This window comes from Lactovum miscens (genome assembly GCF_014202895.1).
Classification (GTDB): domain Bacteria; phylum Bacillota; class Bacilli; order Lactobacillales; family Streptococcaceae; genus Lactovum; species Lactovum miscens.
This window is the reverse complement of sequence record NZ_JACHHV010000058.1, coordinates 1-2,241: the sequence shown is the minus strand read 5'-3', so window position 1 is coordinate 2,241 and position 2,241 is coordinate 1. Positions and strand designations below refer to the sequence as shown.

Annotated in this window: 2 protein-coding genes; one reads left to right on the top strand and one right to left on the bottom strand. The window is 34.9% G+C overall.

Translation table 11 applies throughout. The features are described from left to right. Positions 1-89 precede the first annotated feature (89 nt). Positions 90-881, top strand: coding sequence for a YfhO family protein (locus tag HNQ37_RS08390; protein WP_183541312.1), 792 nt, complete (start codon positions 90-92; stop codon positions 879-881). Between the two features lie 107 nt (positions 882-988). On the opposite strand, the gene HNQ37_RS08385 is transcribed toward HNQ37_RS08390, so the two are convergent. Further along, positions 989-2,086, bottom strand: a complete 1,098-nt coding sequence (locus tag HNQ37_RS08385) for a M24 family metallopeptidase (RefSeq protein WP_183541310.1) — start codon at positions 2,084-2,086, stop codon at positions 989-991. Between the last annotated feature and the right edge of the window lie 155 nt (positions 2,087-2,241).

Genomic DNA, 2,241 nt, shown 5'->3' with positions numbered 1-2,241 from the left:
TCCTTTTCTACTTTTTGTTCTTTCAAACTCAAGTATAAGAGATTCAGGTGTTTTTTTCTTGCTTCAGGTGGCTAAACTAATTTTACAATTTGCCGGAAAAATATTTAATTCAAAATAAAAATGATAAATTACCAAGTGTTGGATATTTTCTTCCCGACCTTTCAAAAATAAATTTTCCCCCCTCAACTACAGAATATTTTGATAATCAAGATCAACTTGCAATGAAAATCGTGGGTGAAAAGAATTTTAGCCTTTTCTCTAACCAGCTAATTAAACAGGTTTCAAAAAATCATTTCACTTTACTACCTACAGAGAATGGAAAACTCTTTATTAAGTTGCCGCAGTCTGCTAAACGTAAAGTCTTAAGTGTGACTGTTAATGGACGCCAGATGCTTGATAAATCAGAAGAAGTAGCTGAAGGTTTGCTCAATCTCGGTGAGGTCGACAAAGGTATAGCGGTTGATATTCAATTTACGAGTCCAATTTCTGAAAAATTTGATTCCTCTTCAACGAAGATTTTGGTTACAAATAACTTAGAAAGAGTGATCAAAATAATGGATGCAAATAAAGCCGATTTACTTTATAATGTGCGTCAAAATACTTTTGAGGGATCTGTAAATTTAACGAGCACAAGAAAACTTTTCCTAAGTATTCCTTATGACCAAAATTGGCAATACAAAATTGACGGAAACATTGTAAAGGCACATCAGACTTTGAATAAAACTTTTACTGAAATAGATGTAATGTCTGGAACTCATTTGATTAAGATATCTTATCAACCAAAGGTTCTTTGGTATTCTATAGCACTTTCTGGACTTTCTATGTTGATCCTAGTTGTCTGGGAACTTTTTAACTATGTTAAAAAAATATTTAAAGTATGACTGACTTAGTCACAAATAATCAAAAATAAGTTGAATAATAAAGAGAGTTCTCATACTACGAGAACTCTCTTTTTAAGTGAATCTAAAATAGATAGTTTACAGATGGTTTAGTTTTGGAAGAAGAGCAAGTTCTTATCAAAGTGAGTAAATGACTCTGCTCCATTTTCTGTCACATAGATACAGTCTTCAATACGAACCCCCACCTTATTAGGAATGTAGATACCTGGTTCATTTGAGAAACACATCCCACTCTCAACAATAAGTTCGTCACTGCCACCTATTGATGGATATTCATGAACATCCATGCCAATTCCATGACCAAGGCGATGGTTGAAATATTCACCATATCCAGCTTTCTCAATGATGTTCCGTGCTACCTTATCAATTGAGTTAACTGTTACACCTGGTTTGATATAGTCCATTGCTGCCAATTGAGCTTCAAGAACGATCTTGTGGATTTCTTGATCAAATTCTGGTGCTTTACCAATAGAAACTGTACGTGTTGCATCTGAAGCATAACCATTCTTCATAACTCCTAGATCAAGTAGCAAGAATTTATTTTGCTCAATCGCAATATTTTCTGGAGCACCATGTGGATTTGCCGCTCTAGCGCCAGACAAGACAAGGGTTTCAAAGGACATTTGAGTGACACCCATACGCTTCATTTCATATTCAATCTTAGCAACTATGTCGGTTTCAGTTACACCAGGATTTTCAGCAGCATATTTGAAGCCAATTTCAAAACACTTGTCAGCATAGTCGCCAGCAATTTTCATTTTTTCGATTTCATCTGAAGACTTAATTAACCGTAGCCTAGAAATTAGTGGAGTCAAGTCGAAAAAGTCAACTTTACCAAAGCCAGACTTTAAGCCATCAACTTTTTGCAAGCTGATATCTGAAAACTCAACGGCGATCTTTTTAACAGGAGAAAAGGTTACGTTTTTAGCTATTTTCTTCCATGGGTTTTCAGAATCTATATAGCCAATGACTTGATATTCAAAGTGTGCCTTTGCAACTTCTACTTCAAGTGCGGGTACGAAGAAGATAGGTTCATGGTTTGGGAAGACCATCAAGCCAGCAATTCGTTCATGAGGATCAATCTCTACAGAAGTAAGGTAATTGAGGGTTGTTGGATTTGTGATAAAGGTCATATCCACCTTACTCTCGTTCAACGTTTTTACAATTTTTTCAATTTTTTTATTCATCTTGTTATTTTCACGCTTTTCACTGCAAAATGCAAGTCAAAATTTAAAAAAATTAAGAAAAGGCAAATTGCAAATTTAATTTAGCCACCCCGATACATCTGAAATGGTGTCTGATACTTGAACATTTTTCTTGGATAATGATTCATCCAAGTCTC